Source organism: Litorivita sp. NS0012-18 (assembly GCF_040371945.1).
Taxonomy (GTDB): domain Bacteria; phylum Pseudomonadota; class Alphaproteobacteria; order Rhodobacterales; family Rhodobacteraceae; genus Litorivita.
Genome location: NZ_BAABWS010000004.1, coordinates 89,380 through 107,148, shown reverse-complemented (window position 1 = coordinate 107,148; position 17,769 = coordinate 89,380). Strand labels below are relative to the sequence as shown.

The window sequence follows — 17,769 nt, the reverse complement described above, 5'->3', positions numbered from 1 at the left end:
TGCGGCACCACGATCAATTGTTGCGGATGTTTGAACCGCGCCAGTGATCCGGTGATACCTGCCTTGATGCGCTCAAGGTCCAAAACCCCCTGCCCGCGCGCCACCAAAATACCCACCACGGTTTCACCGAAATCGGGATGGGGCACGCCGATCACTGCGCTTTCCAAAACACCGTCTTGTTCATCAAGCAGCATTTCGATCTCTTTGGGGTAGATGTTATAGCCCCCCGAAATGATCAAATCCTTGCTCCGCCCGACGATATGAAGATAGCCGTCTTCGTCAATCTGGCCCAGATCGCCGGTGATGAAAAACCCGTCCTCGCGCAATTCCTCGGCGGTTTTCTCGGGCATCTGCCAATAGCCTTTAAAGACATTCGGCCCGCGCACTTCGATGGCTCCGATCTCGCCTTGCGGCAGGGTTCGGCCAGTGGCGGCATCGGTGATTTTCACCTCCACACCCGGCAAGGGGAAGCCCACCGTGCCCGCGCGCCGCGCGCCGTCATAGGGGTTTGAGGTATTCATATTGGTTTCGGTCATGCCATAGCGTTCCAATATCCGGTGACCGGTGCGGGCCTCGAATTCAAGGTGGGTTTCGGCCAAAAGCGGTGCGCTGCCGGAGATGAACAGGCGCATATGCTGCGCCATTTCGCGGGTGAAGCGCGGATCGTCCAACAGACGCGTGTAAAAGGTCGGCACGCCCATCATGGCGCTGGCCTGCGGCATCAGATCAAGAACCGTATCAACATCAAACTTGGGCAAGAACAGGATCTTGCCCCCCGCCAGCAAGCTGATGTTCGTCGCCACAAACAGGCCATGAGTGTGGAAAATTGGCAAAGCATGCAGCAATACATCCTCGGACGTAAAGCGCCATTCGGCGGTCAGTGTCTCGCAATTGGAGAGCAGATTGCCCTGCGTCAGCATCGCGCCTTTCGAGCGCCCCGTGGTGCCGGAGGTGTACAAAAACGCCGCCAGATCATCGGCGCCGCGCGCCGCCGTGTCGAAACGGACGGGCATCGGTTCGGCGCGCTGTGCGAAACTGCCACTGCCATCGGCATTCATCGTCTCCAGCGCCGCACCGCAGTCTTGCGCGACGGGGTCAAGCGCGCCACGGCGGCTCTCGTCGCAAAGCAAAACGCGCGCGCCGCTGTCCTTGACGAAATAGGCGACCTCATCAGCGGTATAGGCAGTATTGAGCGGCAAGAACACGATGCCGGCCTGCACACAGGCGGCATAGATCGCCAAGGCCTGCGATGATTTGGCAATTTGCACCGCGACCCGCTCGCCCGATGTCACGCCCAGATCGATGAGCACATGGGCATATTGCGCGGCCAGCTGCAAGAAGGCGTCATGGGTCATCACCGCGCCATCGGTCATTTGCAAAAACGCCGTGTCCTTGCCGAGATGCTGGCCGAATAGCCGGTCATAAAGAGGGTTTGTCATCATCAAACTCCTTGGCTTTGAGGGGCCACCGAGGCGCTCAGGGTTCTTACACCCTCCGAGGCCACCACGGTTTTTTCGCCCACAAACTGCTCGTGGTTTTGGGAAATCTGGTTCAGGTCGTAGAGGTAGTTGACCATCGTGCCATTGGATTGCGCGCGCCCGTTGTCGGAGGTGTCGGCCTCGGCATGCACCGCATGAACCATCGCACCATTGCCAAGATGAAACCGCGCGACCGGATCATAGGGCATGCCATCGGCGCGTTTGGCCTGCGTCAGATAATAAGCCGCCAAGGCTGCGTCGTCCTCGGTCTTTGGCGCGCCGTGGCCCGCTTGCGCGATCCATCGGTTGAGCGAAGGAATGGGCGAGAGCGTCACAAATGTTGTCAGGGACGGCAGTTCTTTGGACAGGTCGGCCACCACCTGCTTGATCAAGGAATTGCCAAACGAGATGCCGGCCAGTCCCGATTGGCAGTTGGAGATCGAATAGAAGACCGCAGTATTGGCCTCTTCGGCGTCAATCGCGCTGCGATCCTCCGCAAGCAACCCTTGGACCGAATTGGGTATGCCCTTGGTCAGGGCCACTTCGACAAAAATCAACGGCTCGTCGCCCATCGCGGGGTGAAAAAACCCGAAACAGCGCCGGTCACTGGGTTTGAGCCGCAGGCGCAGATCATCCCAGCTGTCGATCGAATGCACCGCCTCATAGGCGATGATTTTCTCCAAGATATTGGCGGGGCTGTCCCAATTGATCGGGCGCAGAACCAAAAACCCGCGATTGAACCATGACGAAAACAGATGTTTGAAATCGACATCGAGCGGGCCAAGATGCGGGTGCTCTTTCATCAGGCCCAACAAATCCATCCGCATCGAGACAAGCTGCCCCGTCGCGCCCGGCACTTGGTTGAGACGGCGCGCGAGTTCTTGCCTGCGCGGCTCGCAGGCATCGGCAAAGGCGAGATAGGTCTTTTTGCTCGGCGCCTCTTGATAGGCATGAAGGGCGGCGGTCACATCCTCAGGGACGATCTCCATCTCATGGATCATGAAGTCGAAAAACGCGGCTTTCTCTTCAAGGTTCATGCCCGCGTAACGATCCAGAATGTTGCGCGCCAAAGCAACGCCGGAAATCTCGCCATGACTGCCCAGCAGGGCGGCGCAGAGTTCCGTGGTGGTGCGCCCGTCCACCTCGCTTGACCGCGCCTTGCGATAGCGCCGCTCGAAAACCGTCGAGATCAACCCGCTGAAATAGCTCATATCGCGCCTCCCATCACCGCGTCGGGCAACCACGTCGCAAGGCCGGGAAAGAAGCACAGCAAAATGATGGCAAGCACCATACAGGCGACAAAGGGCAAGGAGCCGAGCAAGATCGTCTTAAGCGAGATATCCGGCGCGATTCCGTTGATCACATAAAGATTCAACCCCACCGGCGGCGAGATCAAGCCGATCTCCATATTGATGGTCAAAACCACGGCAAACCAGATCGGGTCAAACCCCGCCGTTGTAATGATCGGCAAAAGGATCGGCGCGGCCATCAAGATCACCGCAACGGGCGGCAAAAAGAACCCCGCCACGAGCAAGAACAACATCACAAACCCCATCAGGACCCAGCGGTTCACATCCAAAGTGCCGATCCATTCGGCGATGGATTGCGTGATGAACAGGCTCGACAACATATAGGAAAACACGCCCGCCGCCGCGATGATAAAGAGGATCATCACGCTTTCTTTGGTGCTGTCGCGCAAGATGACCCACAAATCGCGCGGATTCCATAATTTGTAGATCACCATCGCAATGGCCAGGCACAAAAGCGCGCCCACCGCCGCGGTTTCGGACGGCGTCGCGATGCCGCCATACATGGCGTAAAGCACCCCGACGATGATCGCCAAGAACGGCAGGACCCGCGGCAAAATCTCGAATTTCTCGCGCCAGCTATAGGTGCCGGAGCTGAGCAATTGTTTGTCGCCCGACCGCCATGTCGAATAGAGCGACCAGATCATGAACAAGAGCACCAAAAGCAATCCGGGAATGACCCCTGCGAGAAAGAGCCGCCCGATAGAGGTCTCTGTGGCGATGCCGTAAACGATCATCGTCACCGAGGGCGGGATCAAGATACCAAGCGTACCGCCCGCCGCAATCGAGCCTGCCGCCACCCCGTCGGGATAGCCGCGTTTGCGCATCTCGGGGATGCCCATTTTGCCGATTGCCGCACAGGTTGCGGGGCTTGATCCCGACATGGCCGCAAAGAGCGCGCAAGCTCCCAGATTGGAGATCACCAACCCTCCCGGCACACGGGTGAGCCAGCGTTCAAGCGCCTCATAAAGATCCGCCCCCGCGCGAGTCGAAGAGATCGACGATCCCATGATGATGAACATCGGGATCGAAAGCAGCGCGAAGTTGTCCAGCTTGCCAAAGAGGATTTCGGGCAAAAGCTCCAGCGAGCGCAGCCCGTCGAAGATCAGCAAAAAGCCGGTCGAGACGATCAACAGCCCGATGGCCACCGAGACGCCGGAGAACAGGATAAAGATGGTTGAAAGGGCGACAACCGCGCCGAGGAAGAGAGGATCCATTATTGCCCCTCCAAACCGAAGGGCGCGTCGATCTTGAGGATCACAGCGACCAGATCAGCAATCAGTTGCAGCAAGAAAAGCCCAAATCCCACGGGCAGCGCCAGATAGGGGATCCAGAGCCGCACGCCCCAAACCGTGTCCGATTTCCAATTGCGCTCGAAGGTCAGATGCCAATGCTCGTAGCCGTAAAAGAGCAAGATCGCCACCATCACGATCGACAGCGACAGCGTCGCCAGACACATGTAGTAGCGCATCTTTTGCGGCAACATCAGCGGGATCAGATCCACATTCACATGCCCGCGCAAGCGCTGCACATAGGGCAGGCCAACCAAAGTGGCGCCGATGGCGAGATAGATCACCGCTTCGGTTTGCCAGATGGTCGAGGTGTTGAGCACGAAGCGCACGAAAATCATCTGGCAGGTGATCGCAACCGCGGCGACAATCATCGCCGCAGAGCACCAGCCCGCGACAGTCGAAAGCGCCGCGACGCCGCGCAAAAAGAGGTTGTTGCCGGTGCGCGACGCAGCAGCAGAGCTTTGGCCAGCCATGACAGCTTTCCTTCCAAAGATTAGAGAATTTGCCTGTGGGGTGGGCGGCGGCCGATCAGGGCCACCGCCGGTTTTGCATCACTCGACGGCGAGCGCCATATCCAGCAAGGCCTGCCCGTCGGGGACTTCCTCAACGAAGGATTTATAGGAGGTCTCTTGCGCGATGGCGCGCCATGCGGCGAAATCCTCGGCCGACATATTGGCGATCTCGACGCCCGCCTTTTCAAAGACTTCGACCGATGCGGCATCTTGCTTTTTGGCCTCGGCCAAGTAGAAGGCCTGCGCTTTCTTCGACGCCTCCAACAGCGCGGTTTGCTGCGCTTCACTCAGCCCCTCAAAGGTCGATTTGTTCATCAAGAGCGGTTGATACATGAACCAAAGCGCCACATCCCCCGCAGGCGTATAGCATGCCGCCTGTTCGTAAATGCGGTAGGACACGAAGGAGGAGGAGGACGTATTCGCCGCGCTCAAAATCCCCGTTTGCATGGCGTTGTAGATTTCCGACGAGGCCATCGACGCGATCGAGGCCCCTGCCCCTGCGAGCATTTGTTCAAAGGCTTTGCCCGCCGCGCGGGTTTGCAATCCGGCCACGTCTTCGGGTTTGGTGATGCATTTGTCTTTGCCGACAAAACCGCCCGCAAGATAACCATGCACCAGAACCATCACATCGTCTTCGGCCATTTTTTCTTCGAGCGCCTTCATGAAGGGCGAGGCGCTGAGCCGTGCGGCGTGATCGTGGTTCTTCACCAGACCGGGCATCAAGGTGAGGTTGAACGCTGGCTGCTGCCCGCCCGCATAGCTCAGCGGCAGAACCGTCATATCCAATTGCCCTCGGCTCAGCGGACGGTATTGCTCGCGCGGCTTGAACAAGGATTTGGATCCGAAAATCTTGATCTCCAGATCGACCTTCGCGGCGGCCACATCATCGGCGACCATCTGGGCCACTTGGTGGCGCACGTCTTTGTTCGACCATTGGTGCGACAGGCGCAATTCGGTGGCCTGCGCCAGCGACGCGGCCCCCATCGCCGCGGCCATCGCCGCAGCCGTTAGAAATGTGTGTTTCATGATTTCCTCCCTAGGGTAAGCCGACTCTCCTCCGTGTCGACGATGGTGCATGATCTCTGATTGTGCATCCTTGGTCAACCATCTTGTATACAAGAATATGACTATTGCACCTCTCAGAGATTGTGTAATATATCAAAGCTATGAAATCGAACCATGCCGATCAAATCGCTGAATCGTTGGAACAGCTTGTATTCAAAGGGGAATACGAGGACGGACAGCGCCTTGACGAGATCAAACTGGCGGCCCATTACGGCGTGTCGAGAACCCCGGTGCGCGAGGCGTTGCAGCGGTTGGTGATGTCCGGCATGGCGGTGCAAATCCCGCGGCGCGGGGTTTTTGTCCGTCAACCTGGTCCGGTGGAATTGCTTGAGATGTTCGAAACCATGGCCGAGCTTGAGGCCGCCTGCGGGCGGCTGGCGGCGGCGCGGATGCCCGACGAAGGGTTGGAGCGGCTGGCGCAGGCCAACCAAGGTTGCAAGGATGCGGTCGCGCGCGAGGATGCGGCGGGCTATTACCTTGAAAACGAAGCCTTTCACCAAGAGATCTATCGCGGCGCGGGCAATTCGTTTCTGCAAAACGAGGCGTTGCGATTGCAAAACCGGCTCAAGCCCTACCGCCGTGTGCAATTGCGGTTTCGCGGCCGGATGGCGCAATCTTTGGCCGAGCATGAGGCGATCGTGGCGGCCCTGCGCGCGGGCGATGCGCAGGGTGCGGCGCAGGTCCTGCGCGGTCACGTCACCGTTCAGGGAGAGCGGTTCCAACAGCTTATGGCGAGCCTCAAGAAATAGCGTGCCTTTTGCCTAAGCGTCGCGCGGCTGGTTCGCGCCCAAGACCGAGACAAGCATATTGCGCGCGCGCAATTTGGCCCCGTCGATCACGCTGAACAGCGAGGGCACGAAGAGCAGCGACAAAAGCGTCGACAGCAGCAGCCCGCCAATCACCGCAATCGCCATGGGCGCGCGGAACTCGCCGCCCGTGGCGCTGCCGATCGCGCTTGGCACCATGCCCGCCGTCATCGCGATGGTGGTCATCACGATGGGCCGCGCGCGTTTGTGCCCCGCTTCGATCATCGCCGCCGAATGGTCCAATCCGTCCTGCATGGCCTCCAGCGCGAATTCCACCAGCATGATGGCGTTTTTGGTCACGATCCCCATCAACATCAAAAAGCCGATCACCACCGAAAGCCCGATCCCCGCACCGTAGATATAAAGCGCGAAAATCGCCCCGCCGATGGCCAAGGGCAGCGACATCAAGATCGTCACAGGGGTAAGGAAGCTGGAGAAGAGCAATACCAACACGACATAGACGAGCAAAATCCCCGCCCCCATCGCAAGGCCGAATTGGGTGAAAATCTCGCCCATGACCTCGGCGTCGCCCCCTGCTTGGATCGAGGTGCCTTCGGGCAGAGCGATTTTGGCGGTCAGCCCCGTCACCGCCGCCGTCGCAGGCCCCAAAAGCGCATCGCCCTCTAGATCGGCCTCGATGGTGGTGCGGTATTTGCGGTCATAACGCTCGATCGAGCTTGGCCCCGCCGCCAGCGCCACATCGGCCACCACGCCCAAAGGCACCGCCCCGCCCGTGGTCGAGGGGATGCGCAATCCGGCCATGCGGAACAGATCGCTGCGCACGTCCTCTTCCATCCGCACCAAAATCGGGATTTGCCGCTCGCCGCTGTTGAATTTGGCGCTATTGGCATCGGTGTCGCCCAATGTGGCAATGCGGATGGTCGTGGCCAAAGCCGCCGCGCTCACGCCCAGCTCGGCCGCAAGTTCGGGGCGCGGGGTGATCTGGATCTCGGGACGCAAAAGCGCCGCCGCGCTGGAGGCGCCGGTCACCTCGGGCAAGGCGTTCATTTCCTTGGCCAAGGCCCGCGCAGCCTGCGCCGTGGCGGCCACGCTATCACCCAGCACGTTGATCGAAATATCGCGGCTGCCGTTTTCGTTGAGCATGAACAGGCGCACATCCGGATAGTCGGCCAGACGCGCCGCGATGTCGTCGATAATCTCGAAGGACGAACGCTCGCGGGTCTGTTTTTGCCCGAAGCCGATGGTGAAGGTGGCCTCTGTATCGCGGCCATCGACGAAAACCGTCTCGACCTCTGGCACGGCAGTGATCCGCGCCGTCACATCGCGCGCCGCCGCGCGGGTGTCCGACATCAAGGATCCGGGCGGCAATTCAACCGAGGCGCTGGCGCGGCCGGTGTCGGAGGGCGGCACGAATTCCGTCGGCAACAGCGTCGCCGAGAAAATCGAAACGGCAAAAATCACCACGCCCAAAATCAAGGTGGCGCCGCGATTGCGCAGGGTCCATTTCAGCACCCGCATATAGGCGCGCATCACAACTCCGTCTTCGGGCTCATCATGCCCCGCCCCGTCGCGCAGGAAATAGGCGGCCATCATCGGCGTGATCAGCCGCGCCACCAAGAGCGAGAACAACACCGCCACGGCGACGGTGATGCCGAATTGTTTGAAATACTGCCCCGCGATGCCGGACATGAAGCTGACCGGTGCAAAAACCGCAACGATGGTGAAGCTGATGGCGATGACGGTCGTGCCGATCTCGGAGGCCGCCTCTTCGGAGGCTTCATAGGCCGGTTTGCCCATCTGGATATGCCGGACGATGTTTTCGATCTCGACAATCGCGTCATCGACCAAAATCCCCGTCACCAAGGTGATGCCCAAAAGGCTGACCGTATTGAGCGAAAAGCCCAGCATCTGCATCACGATAAAGGTCGGGATGATCGACAGCGGCAAAGCCACCGCCGTGATGATCGTCGCGCGCCAGTTCTTGAGGAACAAAAACACCACGATGATCGCCAATGCCGCGCCTTCATAAAGCGTTTCCATCGCCGAATGGTAATTGCCCTCGGTGTAGATCGTCGCATCGTCGATCAAGGAAAACGTCGCATTGGGATAGGCGGCGCGCAGGTGATCAATGTGCTCTTTTGCGCCCTCGGCGGCCTGCAGATCGCTTTCGCCCGTGGCGCGGAAGATGCCGAAAGAAACCACAGGTTGCCCGTTGAACATGGCAAAGCTTTCGGGCTCGGTCGATCCCATCCGCACCGTGCCGAGCGCATCAAGACGCACCAACCCGCCCGCAGGCAAGGTGATCGGCGTCGCGGCCAGATCATCGAGCGTGGCGGCGCTGCCCAAGGCGCGGATCGAATATTTCTGCCCGCCCAGATCACCGCTGCCGCCGCCAAGGTCGATATTGGAATTGCGCAACTGGTCGTTGACGCTGCTCGCGGTGAGGCCAAGCGCCAAAAGCCGGTCGGGGTCAAGCTCTACCTGCACCGCCGCATCCGCGCCGCCGACACGGCTAACCTTGCCGACGCCTTTGACCGAGGTCAGATCGCGCGCGACAACCTCATCGACGAAATAGGACAGCTCCTCGATCGAGCGGGTCGGATCGAAAACCGCATAGGTCAGGATCGGCATGCCGGTCACATCAAGGCGCTGGATCACCGGTTCGGTGATCGCTTCGGGCAGCTCGCCGCGCACCGAGGCGATGGCGTCTTTGACATCGTTGAGCGCGCGGTCGGTGTCGGTCTCTAGTGCAAATTCAATGGTCAGCGTTGCGGCAGAATCGGCCGCCGTCGCGGTCACATGTTTCACGCCGGTGATATCAGACACCGCGCCCTCGACCGGTTTGATGATCTGGTTGCTGATCTCGGAGGGGGCCGCGCCCGATTGGCCGATGGCCACGGTGATGATCGGCACGTCGATATTGGGGAATTGCGTCACCGGCAGGCGGAAAAACCCGACCATGCCGACAATCATCAACATCAAGAACAGCGCGAGCGAGGGAACGGGCTTGCGAATGGCCCAAGTGGAGAGGTTCATTTCGCGGCCCCTTCACCGTCACCGGCGGGCGCGGGAGTAATGGCGTCTCCCTCGCCAAAGAATGCGCCCGCCTTGGCCACCACGACCTCGCCCTCGGCCAAGCCTTGGACAATCTCACGCCGTCCTTGCCAGATCAGCCCCGCCGTCACCGCGCGCCGCTCCAAAATGCCGTCGGTGACCACGAAAACCGTGGTGCCGCCCGCTTGCGACATCACCGCCTGTGTCGGCACGGTGATCGCCCCGCGCCGCGCGGTGATGATCCAGCCGCTGGCAAAGACGCCAGGGCGCAGGCCCTCTTGCCCCGCGATGGTGACGCGCAAAACGCCAAGGCGGCTGGTCGGGTCCACCGTGGCGGGCAAACGGCGCACCGTTCCGTTGGCCGCGCCGCTGCCTGCGATTTGCAATTCGGCGCTATTGCCCTTGGAAATCTCGCTCAAGGCGGTTTCGATCACCTCGGCCTCAAGCTCGACGCTGCCGTCCTTGATCAAGCGGAAAATCGGCTCTCCCGAGGTCGAGGCGATGGCGCCGATCTGGCCGTTTCTGGCGGAAATAGTGCCGCTTACGGGGGCTTTGAGCGTGGCGTGATCAAGGTTGAGCGCGGCGATTTCCAAGGCGGCTCGGGCGGTTTGCTCTTGCGCCTGCGCGACGATCAACCCGTCTTGCGCCGAGGCCAGATTGGCATCGGCGGTTTGGGCGCTGGCGGCGGCCTGATCGAGGCTGGCTTGCGTGCTTGCGCCGCGATCGAACAGCGCCTTGGCGCGGGTAAAGGCGGCGCTGGCCTGTTCGGCGCTGGCCTTGGCCGACCGGATCTGGCTTTCGGCTTGGCCGATGGCGGCCTTGGCGCGGGCCAGTTCGGCCTCGGCCTGTGCCAGTTGCGCCTTGAGCGTGCGGTCATTGAGATGGGCCAAAACATCGCCCGCCTCGACGCGATCTCCGGTGTCGACCATCAACGCCTCGATGGGGTAGCCGCCCAGTTGCGGATAGATCAGGACCTCTTCGCTTGCCACCAATGTGCCTGAAATAGCCACCCGCCCGACCACTTCGGCGCGCGCAGCATCGGTGACGGTCACCACGGGCAAATCGGGCAGCTGCGCCGCTTCGGCCTGCGCGCTGCCCGCGCCTGCGCTGTCGGCCTGCGCCGCTGTGGAAAAGGCCAGCGCCGCGCTAAGCGCCAAAGCGGTCGCGCGGCGCAAACCGGTGGAAAAGGGGCGGAGTAGATCAAGCATAGCAAGGCCTCGGTCATGGAGCGCCGCAGCGCGGCATCTTTGCTACCTAGGAGCGCGCGGCATCGAGGTCAATCAGTTTGTTTAGTCTTGACTGAACATAATGAATGTGTGAGACCCGCAAAACACCCCAAGCGGGACCAAAGCAGGCCACAGATGACCCAGACCCAAGACGAAATCCGCACACAGTTCATCGAAGACATGGGGCTGATGGCCCAAGGCGACGGTATGGCGCGGATCGCAGGTCGGATTTTGGGGTTGTTGATCTTTGACGGCACCAGCGCGTCCTTTAGCGATCTGGCCGACGAGCTTCAGGTCAGCCGCGGCAGCATCAGCGTCAATGTGCGCATGTTGATTGACCGCGGCATCATCCGCAAAACCGCCAAACCCGGTGACCGGCAGGATTATTTCCAGATCGGCGAGCGGCCCTATGAAGACATATTCACCCGCCTCGTCACCCGCGCAGGGCAAAATGCCCAAACCATTCGCGCCACCCTCGAACGGATTGGCGCGGATGATCCGGCGCGGCGCGCGCGGATCGCTGATTTCGAGCAATTTTACGAAGCCCTAGCCGACTGCGCGCGCAGCGGGGCCGAACGGCTCGCCAAAGGAAAAGCGGCGGACAAATAGCCGCCGCCTCGCCGCCGCACCCGCGCAGGGGCCTTAGGCGTTTTCATGCTCTTGGGCAAAGATAGGCTCGATTTCGGGGCCCCCTGTCCCCATTTGCAACACCACTTTGCCGGAAAAGAAATTCTTGCGCCCATAGAGCCGGATCATCACCGGCGTGCGGCTTTTGAAGCGGCGCAAGATCGTGTCGTTTTGCTGTTTCTCGACGCTCACGGAGGCATCCGCGAGGTTGAGCAATTTGAGCGCGGCGGCCTTGCCCGACAGGTTCAGCCCCCATTCCGAGCGATCCGAAAGCGCCACAACACCGCGATCCGCGCTGGAAACCTCGGCGATAAACACCATGCCTTCGGAGGCAATCACATCCAGCCCCTGCGCCGCCTTCATCAGGTCGCGCAAACGAGCGGCGCGGGTGATGATGCGCGGTTCAAGCTGGACCAAGGCCGAGCCTTCACCCGAAAAGGTCAAACTGCCGCGCGCCGAGGCCCCCGCCGCCTGAGCGCCCGCGCCCGCGTCCATGTGGAAACTGGCGCCGCGCGTATCCTCAAGGCTCTCGTCGCTCTCGAAGCTTTCGGTGACCAAGAGCCGCTCGTCGAGCATCTCGGACAGGTTGCCGATCCGCTCGAACACAAAACGGTTCGCCGCCGCCGCGCGTTTGGTGAAGGTGCCGTAATCGCCCACCCGCACCGGCGCCCCCAAGGGCCAGACCGGATAATCGAGGCGGCTATAGGCGCGCAGCAAGGCAAGATAGGTGTCAAAGGCCGACATGATCAGGCTCCTTTTGAATGGTTTGCGGTGAAACAGTGACGGGTGCAGGCCGGTCATCGGCCATCCACAGGCAATCGCGCACCTCGGCGCGCGAGGGTTTGAAATCGCGCGTGGCGGTCCATGCAATCGGTTGCGCCATCGGGTTGTTCGCCCCCTGCATGGCATGGGCGAAGCCGTTGACCGTATTCTCGATCAACCCGCGAAACAGCGGCAAGAAGAGCGAAATAAAGGCGGCCACGATTTTGCCGACGAGGCCGCTGCCTTCGACCCAATGTTTTTGCCGCGGCTTGGGATCACGGCGCAGACCGACGCGCCCCGTTTTCGCATCAAGGAAAAACGGCATGAGCAGATCGGTGGTGACCATGAGGTCGGTGCCCAGAAAGTTCAGATCAATCCGCGCCTGCGCCGAAATCGCCAATCCGCCCTTGGCGATCTTGAAACTCAGCCCTTCGAGCACCGGCTGATAGCCGCCCGCCTTGGCCAGTTTGACCTTTTTGGCCAGATGCACCACCGCGCCTTTTTTCGCGAAGGGCGCCTTGGGCCGGAAATTCGCGTTCAGCCACGGCAGCACTTGCGCCGCCATATAAAGATCGTTCGAGACGGCGAAATAGGCCGAGGCATCGCCCTTGACCAACGCCGGATCGACACGGGTCGGGGCCATGGCGGCGCTCGGTTTGGCGCGCGATCCGAAAAGCGCAAGGAAATGCGGGCCGTCTTGGGTTTCGAGGTTGGCCCAATCGTGATGCGGCAGATGCAGCCACGCCGCCTCCGGCGCGCCGCGGGTCTTGATATGGGCAAAGACAAAGGCCACCTGTTCGGCATGGGCGTTGAGGCAATCGGTCAGCGCCTCTTTGACCACGGCTATTTGCATATGGGTCAATCGCCCCTGCGGCACGGTCAGATCGATCGCATGGGCCAAACCGCCGTTTGCGCCATCCTCTTGGCCGATGTCAAAGACCAGCTTGTGGCCCTCGGCCCCGCCCGCCTCCGGCAACATGCGCAGGCCGATTTCGACCAACAGCTCCATGCCCGCCAGATCGGTGCGTTTGCGCCGCACCACGCCGCGGATGCTGCCCGAGACGACGGGCAAGGCGACATAGAGTTTTTGCACAGAGCCGCCGCGCACGATCCGCCAAGGGCCAAAACGGCCCTCGATCTCGATCCCGTCTTGTTTGAATTTGAAATCGCTCACCAATCGGGCGGCGTTTTCGGCCAAAGCGGCGTTGAGCATCGGCACGCTCACGGCGCTGAAAAAATCCCATCCGGAGAGGTTCATCACATCACCCGCTTGGCCATCAGGCCTTTGAAGGGGCGTTGGAAGCGTTGCGCGAAACCGTCCGCGCCCAGCAGGCCCTGTTTCACGCCTTGGCCCAAAAAGCCGCCCACTTGCAGCCCGCCGTTGAGGGCGGCAAAGGTCGGGTCGAAACGCGCGCCGCTCGACCATGTGACCGCCGAGGTGGCATTGGCGACCAACAGATCGATCGGCGGGCCGTCATTGCGGGTCGAGTCCGAGACGGCCTTGATGGTCAATTGCCCCGCCAAGGCCGCCGCCGCGACCCCCGCGCCGATCAAGATCGCGCCGCCGGTCATCACCGCGCCGACGACGACCGCCACCACTTGGATCGCGGTGAGGATGGCGTCGATGATATCCACCGCCCGATCCTTGCGCGTCTCGTTGACCGGTTTGACGGGCGGGCCGCTGAAGCCGAGGGTTTTCTCGCCTTTGGAGTTTTTGGTCAGGCCGAAATTGTAATGCGCCGCCGCGGTCGAGACCGAATGCACCCCTGGTGCGACGCGGGTCGCGGTGCGGCTGTCGACCACCAGTTCGGTATCACGCAGCCCGATGCGCAAGACCTCCAGAACCGGATCATAGGTCTTGCCATCCTCGCTTTTCACCCCGCGCAACTGCACCGGTTTGCTCAGCTTGAGACCGGTATCATGGGGCGCAAAGGCGAGGTGTTTTTGCTTGAGCCCGTCATAGGCCATCTCCAGCCCCGGCGCGATCATGTCGCGCAGCACGCGGCTTTTGGAGACGGTAAAGGCGGCATTGGCCCCTGCGGGGATCATATCGGCCTGTGCCTGATGGATCAGCCCCTTGGCCGAGCGCCCGCCGGTCTGGCACAAAATCGCCAGAACGCTGTCTTCGGGATTGGCCGCATTGCGCCCGAAGGCATAGGACACCTCGGTCGGCTTCATCCATGAAAACGCCTTGCCCTTGGCATCCTCCTGCGTTGTGCGCACGATATTGACGGTGGCAAAGACATGGGCAAAGGCCGTCAGATTTTCGTTGAGCCAGCCTTCAAGCCCCAATTTGATCGCCGCACGCTGCGCGATGCGCAGCCCGTCCATATTGTCGATCTCCAAAAGCTTGGCCGGACGCGCCGCATGATCGGCGGCCATGAGCATCCGGCTGGGCCGCGTGCGGATCACCAAAAGCTGTGTTTCCTCGGCGGTGCCATCAGGCCCCGCCCGCATCAAGCCCGAGGGGATCATCTCAAGCTCGACCCGCACGGCGGCGGTGGCGGCGGCGATATGCACCCGCATCTCGCCATGCTCCAGCGTCAGATCGCGCAGCGGCACTTCGAGGTTGATCAAATGCCCGTCGCCCCCCGTGCCCACGCGCCACGGATCAAAGCGCGCGGCGATGCGGGTGCCGCCGGTTATCTCTTGGTCAAAGCCATCGGGCGTGGTGCCCGCTGCGGCGATGGCTTCGTTCATATCGGCGATCTTGACCACCGAAACGAGGTCCCAGCCGTTGGTCTCGGCAGGGCGCGCGCCGCGCAGGGGCTGTGTGATCTCGACCTGCGGAGGGGCGCTTACGGATGAAATATCAAGCATGTCTGGTCCTTTCAAAATATGTCAAAGAAACGGGAAGGGCGGCGCGGATGCCCTCTTCGGCGGCGCGCGACTCAGGTGTCTGCGCCGCTGGGGCCCTCGTTCACCGGCTCGCCCGCGACTTGGAATGCGCCGTTGAGGGCAATGGTTTGCACATCGAGCGCATCGCTCGCGGGCCATTCCACCGGCGCCATGACCTTGGCCGCAAACTCGCGAAAATCAGGCAGGCGGTTCTTGGCGGCGTCGCTGCCGTCGGCGGCCAATTGGTAGATCTGATCGACGATCAAAACCCCCGACATCACCGCCGTCGCCCCGCCCCAAAGCGCCGCAACCTTGGTGCTCATCAAGGCGGACAGGCCAGAGCCGCCTTTCTTGGTCAATTCCTTGGCCCCTGCGGCGATGATCTTGCCGCCCGCCTCGGCGCTGCCTTTGGCGGTTTTGCTTGCGATCTTGACGCTGGCCTCGGTGGTTTCGGCGGCGACTTTGGGCGCGGTTTTGGCCATCACCCCCCATCCCGCCGCCGCGAATGGCGCCAGAATGGTCAAGATATCCACCACCAAAAGCACCGTATCGACGACCTGCCCCGTCGAGGTTTTGGTCAAGGTCGCGCTGTGGAAGGCGGTGTCATCATCGGCCAGAGGGATCAGCGAAAAGCGGCTTTGCGGGTCCAGCGCGACGTCGAGCTTGGTGCTGAACGTATGGTTGGCCTCATACCAGAACCACCAAAAGGGATGTTTGAAGTCCTGATAGCGGATTTCGAGATAGTGATCCTCGAAGGTGAGGTTGAACCCGTTGGCAGGCAGGCTCGCCGTGCTGGGCTTGTCCTTCTCGCGGCCCTTGAAATCGGGCATCTCCAAGGGGCGGGTGTTGCGGATCATATTGCCGCTGGCGACCACTTCGAAATAATCGGCGGGCCATTGCGCGCCGCTGTCGTCGCCTTCGGGTTTGGCAAAACTCGTCGCCGCACCGGGCAAGATGAGTTTGCTCAAGAACCGCTCTTTGGAGATCAGGAAAGCGGCGCTTTGGCCTTCGGGGATCGCGGTGGGCGAGATGTCGGTGGTGGTGGGCACGGGGCGCGGCTCTGCGCCGTCTTCGGGATCGTCGCACATGCACAGCACCGCAAAAATCCCCGTCGCGCTACCCTCGGAAATCACCGAATAGGTGGTATGCACCGGCAAGAGCCATGTGAAATCGCCCTGCTCCTCGCGGGTCTTTTCGCTGATCCGGCCATTGAGGTTCACCGCCGCAAAGGCATGGTTGAACTCGCCCAGATTGAGCGGATCGTTGATCCAGCTGGTGAACATCAAATTGATCGCGGCGACATTTTCCTGCTCGGCCGGATCGGTTGATGCGGGCTGTGTATGGGCGCCGCTCATCGCCGGATAGGTGACATTCAACACCGCCACCGCCGAGACCGCGCCAAGGCGGTTGGCCAAAGGCGCGCGTTGCGGCAGGCGCACGCGAAATTCATGCATCTGCCCGCCGGTGATCAACCCGCTTTTGTCGGTCTTGTTCGCGCGATCATCCGTATCGGGTTGCGGCACACAATCAAGCTGCAGCGAGATGTCGATGGTCACGCCTTGGCGCACATAGGTTTGCAAATCACCCGCCAGATCGCGCAGCTTGAGCGTCAATTCCGGCACCGGCAGGCTCATGCCCAGCAAATGCCCCGCCCCCGAGGTCAGCGCCCAATCGCCGAATATGCCGGTCAGGCTCTCGCCATCCTCCCCCGGTTCGTCGAAATCATCGGGCGAGCTTTGGGCCTGCGCAATCGCGCTGTTCACCTTGTCGAATGTGACGGCATAGACGGTGTCCCAGCCCCGCGTCGAGGCCATGGTTGAGGATTCGCCCAAGGGCGTTGCTTGCTGGTCCAGCATGGTTTTCTCCGATTTTCTTGAGGGTTAGGTCTCATCGGGCGCGGCGCATCGGCGCGCCCGATGGCGGCGCGTTATGCGCGTGATTTGCGCCGCGCGGCGGCGATGGCCCCGAGCGCCGAGAGCAGCAAAACGCCTCCCGCCGGCACGGGCACCGGCGCAGGCGTGCCGGTGATTTTGAACAGGTGATGTTGATCGCCCAATTCGAAGGTCGAAAACGAGGCCACAACCGGATTGAGATCGACAATCGTGCCGGTGCTGACCAGATCGATATAGCGGTTGTCATAGACCGGATTGAACACGCCGCCCGCCAGAATGCCGCCCTCGTTCACCGCAAAGGTAAAGCCGTAGGTCAGCCCTGCGAGCAATTCATGACCCGCAAAAAACTCCAAAACCGTGCGGCCCGATCCGATGGAAAATTCCTCGACGCTCACGTAATGGCCATAAAGCCCGTCCGGTCCGGGCGCATTGCCCCAAAGCACCGCTTGGCCGCTGCACAGATCGGAATAACAGCGCACCATGGTTTCCAAGGAGATATCGGTGATGTGCTGTTTGACGTCAAAAGCGGTGCCGATGCCGCGATCCGCGACCAGCGGACCAAGGGCAAAACCGCCGCGGATCGCTTCACCGGTGATCTCGGTCGGATCATAGACGGGGATGGCGGTGACGGCCTCGGCGCGCGTCGGGGCAAGGCCCGCAAGCGGCGCCGCGAGGAGCGCAAGCGCCAAGAGCGGCACGCGCCCTGCGCGGCGGCGGCGCAACGGGTCAAAAATATGCGATAGCGTTGAAATCATAAGGGGTCTCCTAATCGGGCGCGGCAAGATACGGCGCATCGCGCCAAACCTATGAGCCGGACCAAAGCGGCAAAAACGGCAATTGCCAATTGTTCACTCAAACGAAACAATGCGGCGCTCTTTGGGGTAATTGTCCCCGATTGCGCCGGTTAACCTCAAAATGCCCCGCCGCGCCCCCCCGCGCAGTGACGCGC

Annotated in this window: 14 protein-coding genes; 2 read left to right on the top strand and 12 right to left on the bottom strand. The window is 61.3% G+C overall.

The genetic code is table 11. The features are described 5' to 3' along the window. The 5 genes from ABWV64_RS14680 to dctP form a co-directional block, all read right to left on the bottom strand. A partial coding sequence (locus tag ABWV64_RS14680) for a malonate--CoA ligase (RefSeq protein WP_353346595.1) occupies positions 1–1,439 on the bottom strand: 1,439 nt, incomplete at its 3' end. 2 nt (positions 1,440–1,441) lie between these two features. Then, positions 1,442–2,689: a malonyl-CoA decarboxylase gene (locus ABWV64_RS14675; protein WP_353346593.1), complete on the bottom strand. Its 1,248-nt coding sequence runs from the start codon at positions 2,687–2,689 to the stop codon at positions 1,442–1,444. Further along, entirely contained in the window at positions 2,686–4,002 is a 1,317-nt protein-coding gene (locus tag ABWV64_RS14670; RefSeq protein WP_353346591.1) for a TRAP transporter large permease, read from the bottom strand. Before ABWV64_RS14670 ends, ABWV64_RS14675 begins: the two co-directional genes overlap by 4 nt. Then, entirely contained in the window at positions 4,002–4,550 is a 549-nt protein-coding gene (locus ABWV64_RS14665; protein ID WP_353346589.1) for a TRAP transporter small permease, read from the bottom strand. Before ABWV64_RS14665 ends, ABWV64_RS14670 begins: the two co-directional genes overlap by 1 nt. Before the next feature lie 78 nt (positions 4,551–4,628). Next, entirely contained in the window at positions 4,629–5,615 is a 987-nt protein-coding gene (gene dctP / locus ABWV64_RS14660) for a TRAP transporter substrate-binding protein DctP (protein WP_353346587.1), read from the bottom strand. Positions 5,616–5,755: 140 nt separating this feature from the next. On the opposite strand from dctP, the gene ABWV64_RS14655 reads away from it, so the two are divergent. Further along, positions 5,756–6,403 (top strand): GntR family transcriptional regulator, encoded by a 648-nt coding sequence (locus ABWV64_RS14655; protein ID WP_353346585.1) that lies wholly within the window; start codon positions 5,756–5,758, stop codon positions 6,401–6,403. 12 nt (positions 6,404–6,415) lie between these two features. On the opposite strand, the gene ABWV64_RS14650 is transcribed toward ABWV64_RS14655, so the two are convergent. Both ABWV64_RS14650 and ABWV64_RS14645 read right to left on the bottom strand, forming a co-directional pair. Then, positions 6,416–9,457, bottom strand: a complete 3,042-nt coding sequence (locus tag ABWV64_RS14650) for an efflux RND transporter permease subunit (protein WP_353346583.1) — start codon at positions 9,455–9,457, stop codon at positions 6,416–6,418. Next, positions 9,454–10,683, bottom strand: a complete 1,230-nt coding sequence (locus tag ABWV64_RS14645; protein ID WP_353346581.1) for an efflux RND transporter periplasmic adaptor subunit — start codon at positions 10,681–10,683, stop codon at positions 9,454–9,456. The genes ABWV64_RS14650 and ABWV64_RS14645 overlap by 4 nt, the downstream gene beginning before the upstream one ends. A gap of 153 nt (positions 10,684–10,836) precedes the next feature. Between ABWV64_RS14645 and ABWV64_RS14640 the strand changes: the two genes are divergently transcribed. Further along, positions 10,837–11,310, top strand: a complete 474-nt coding sequence (locus tag ABWV64_RS14640; protein WP_353346579.1) for a GbsR/MarR family transcriptional regulator — start codon at positions 10,837–10,839, stop codon at positions 11,308–11,310. A gap of 33 nt (positions 11,311–11,343) precedes the next feature. Here ABWV64_RS14640 and ABWV64_RS14635 read toward each other — a convergent pair whose 3' ends face one another. The 5 genes from ABWV64_RS14635 to ABWV64_RS14615 all read right to left on the bottom strand — a co-directional run bounded on the left by ABWV64_RS14635 (position 11,344) and on the right by ABWV64_RS14615 (position 17,575). Beyond that, a complete protein-coding gene (locus ABWV64_RS14635; RefSeq protein WP_353346577.1) occupies positions 11,344–12,072 on the bottom strand; it encodes a hypothetical protein in 729 nt (242 codons plus the stop codon). Next, positions 12,059–13,348, bottom strand: a complete 1,290-nt coding sequence (locus ABWV64_RS14630; protein WP_353346575.1) for a TULIP family P47-like protein — start codon at positions 13,346–13,348, stop codon at positions 12,059–12,061. The genes ABWV64_RS14635 and ABWV64_RS14630 overlap by 14 nt, the downstream gene beginning before the upstream one ends. Beyond that, positions 13,348–14,910: a TULIP family P47-like protein gene (locus tag ABWV64_RS14625; RefSeq protein WP_353346573.1), complete on the bottom strand. Its 1,563-nt coding sequence runs from the start codon at positions 14,908–14,910 to the stop codon at positions 13,348–13,350. The genes ABWV64_RS14630 and ABWV64_RS14625 overlap by 1 nt, the downstream gene beginning before the upstream one ends. 71 nt (positions 14,911–14,981) lie before the next feature. After that, positions 14,982–16,784, bottom strand: coding sequence for a TULIP family P47-like protein (locus ABWV64_RS14620; RefSeq protein ID WP_353346571.1), 1,803 nt, complete (start codon positions 16,782–16,784; stop codon positions 14,982–14,984). A 71-nt stretch (positions 16,785–16,855) separates the two neighbouring features. Then, positions 16,856–17,575, bottom strand: a complete 720-nt coding sequence (locus tag ABWV64_RS14615; protein WP_353346569.1) for a VPLPA-CTERM sorting domain-containing protein — start codon at positions 17,573–17,575, stop codon at positions 16,856–16,858. Between the last annotated feature and the right edge of the window lie 194 nt (positions 17,576–17,769).

Bases quoted from the DNA above. Each gene is read 5' to 3' on its own strand.
- ABWV64_RS14675 (WP_353346593.1), bottom strand. From the start codon at position 2,689: ATGAGCTATTTCAGCGGGTTGATCTCGACGGTTTTCGAGCGGCGCTAT.
- ABWV64_RS14670 (WP_353346591.1), bottom strand. From the start codon at position 4,002: ATGGATCCTCTCTTCCTCGGCGCGGTTGTCGCCCTTTCAACCATCTTT.
- ABWV64_RS14665 (WP_353346589.1), bottom strand. From the start codon at position 4,550: ATGGCTGGCCAAAGCTCTGCTGCTGCGTCGCGCACCGGCAACAACCTC.
- dctP (WP_353346587.1), bottom strand. From the start codon at position 5,615: ATGAAACACACATTTCTAACGGCTGCGGCGATGGCCGCGGCGATGGGG.
- ABWV64_RS14655 (WP_353346585.1), top strand. From the start codon at position 5,756: ATGAAATCGAACCATGCCGATCAAATCGCTGAATCGTTGGAACAGCTT.
- ABWV64_RS14650 (WP_353346583.1), bottom strand. From the start codon at position 9,457: ATGAACCTCTCCACTTGGGCCATTCGCAAGCCCGTTCCCTCGCTCGCG.
- ABWV64_RS14645 (WP_353346581.1), bottom strand. From the start codon at position 10,683: ATGCTTGATCTACTCCGCCCCTTTTCCACCGGTTTGCGCCGCGCGACC.
- ABWV64_RS14640 (WP_353346579.1), top strand. From the start codon at position 10,837: ATGACCCAGACCCAAGACGAAATCCGCACACAGTTCATCGAAGACATG.
- ABWV64_RS14635 (WP_353346577.1), bottom strand. From the start codon at position 12,072: ATGTCGGCCTTTGACACCTATCTTGCCTTGCTGCGCGCCTATAGCCGC.
- ABWV64_RS14630 (WP_353346575.1), bottom strand. From the start codon at position 13,348: ATGAACCTCTCCGGATGGGATTTTTTCAGCGCCGTGAGCGTGCCGATG.
- ABWV64_RS14625 (WP_353346573.1), bottom strand. From the start codon at position 14,910: ATGCTTGATATTTCATCCGTAAGCGCCCCTCCGCAGGTCGAGATCACA.
- ABWV64_RS14620 (WP_353346571.1), bottom strand. From the start codon at position 16,784: ATGCTGGACCAGCAAGCAACGCCCTTGGGCGAATCCTCAACCATGGCC.
- ABWV64_RS14615 (WP_353346569.1), bottom strand. From the start codon at position 17,575: ATGATTTCAACGCTATCGCATATTTTTGACCCGTTGCGCCGCCGCCGC.